We start from the raw sequence: 1,640 nt of genomic DNA, 5'->3' as shown, positions 1-1,640 counted from the left end.
TTTTTCCTGCCGTAAAGACTGCTCTTTGTGTCAAAAAACCCAGGCTTTTAGCCAGATGAGCGGGAGAGTTCCAGTCGAACGACAACCCGCCATTATCCGAGGACAGCAGGAATCGGCCGCAAGGAAGCCCGCTAGTGCTGTTCACCTTCTGTTAACCTAAAACTTCTTGCCGGGCTTTCCGAATCGGAGCTTAATGGCGCTTGTTGAATAATTTCATCGCAAAAAGCGCCAATTCAGGTTTTCGACGAGAATGAATATCGCCATGCGGCTACCGAGCTTCGAGTTCGATGAGAAAATCCTCGAGCAGGGTGCTGAGATATCACGGCGCCTTAACCAGCTTCGGATGGAGAAATTTCCCCCCGATGCGGCGAAGACGCTGCGTTCGTTTTCGATGGCAGAAGTCGCTCACTATCTTGGTGTCTCGCAGAACAATCTGAAGCGCCTTCATCTGGAGGGCAAGGGCCCCCTGCCCGAGCAGATCCCATCGGGACGCCGGTCCTACACTGCCCAGCAGATGCTTGAGCTGCGCCATTTCCTGGACCAGCATGGCAGGACCGAAGTCAAGAAGTATGTCCCGCACCGCAAGTCCGGCGACAAGCTCCAGGTCGTTGCTGTCGTCAACTTCAAGGGGGGCAGTGGCAAGACAACGACTGCCGCCCACCTCGCCCAGCATCTGGCCTTGACCGGCCACCGTGTTCTTGCAATCGATCTCGATCCTCAAGCCTCACTGTCGGCCCTGCATGGCTTCCAGCCGGAACTTGATAACAACCTCTCGCTCTATGAGGCGATTCGTTACGATGACGAACGCCGCTCGATTGCGGACGTAATCCTTCCGACGAATTTTCCAGGTCTCGATATCATCCCCGCCAATCTCGAATTGCAGGAATACGAATACGACACGCCCCTCGCCATGCAGGATAAGACGTCAAATGCCGGGCGCCAGTTCTTCACGCGCATGGCGAAGGCGTTAACGGAGGTCGACGATCGCTATGACGTTGTCGTGGTTGATTGCCCGCCCCAGCTTGGCTACCTGACGTTGACGGCCATGTCGGCGGCGACGTCGGTTCTCATTACAGTTCATCCGCAGATGCTCGACCTGATGTCTATGAGCCAGTTCCTGCTCATGCTCGGCGGCATATTGAAAACCATCAAGGCCGCCGGTGCGGCAATCGAGCTCGATTGGTTTCGATATCTGATCACACGCTACGAGCCGACGGATATCCCGCAGGCGCAGATGGTAGGCTTCATGCAGTCCATGCTTGCCGGCCAGATCCTGGAGAACCCGATGTTGAAGTCGACGGCGATTTCGGACGCGGGTCTCACCAAGCAGACGCTCTACGAGGTGGAGAAGTCGGCCTTTACCCGTTCCACCTACGACCGTGCACTGGAATCCCTCGATGCGGTCAATGCTGAAATCGCGACGCTGATCCATCGTGCGTGGGGACGGTCATGACGGCGAAGTTTACGGCAGTAAAAACTGGAAATTTTGTCTTTGAAATCAAATCGCTAACCGCGATTGGAGGCGGTTAAATGGCACGCAGGGACATTTTCGGCAGTGTGTTGGGCCCTGCGACGGCAGTGGCTGATGCGAAGGACGTATCCGGGTATGCCGTTCGCGGGGCGTCGCGCTCCATCATGCA

At 56.1% G+C, this 1,640-nt stretch carries 1 protein-coding gene; it reads left to right on the top strand.

Features of this window, described 5'->3' with window-relative positions:
• Positions 1-250 precede the first annotated feature (250 nt).
• Entirely contained in the window at positions 251-1,453 is a 1,203-nt protein-coding gene (gene repA, locus EN943_RS36930) for a plasmid partitioning protein RepA (protein ID WP_013525328.1), read from the top strand.
• The last annotated feature ends 187 nt before the right edge of the window (positions 1,454-1,640 follow it).

Source organism: Mesorhizobium sp. M7A.F.Ca.US.006.01.1.1 (assembly GCF_003997935.1).
GTDB lineage: Bacteria > Pseudomonadota > Alphaproteobacteria > Rhizobiales > Rhizobiaceae > Mesorhizobium.
Note: the sequence above shows the minus strand (reverse complement) of the source record. Positions and strands in the feature narration are given on the sequence as shown.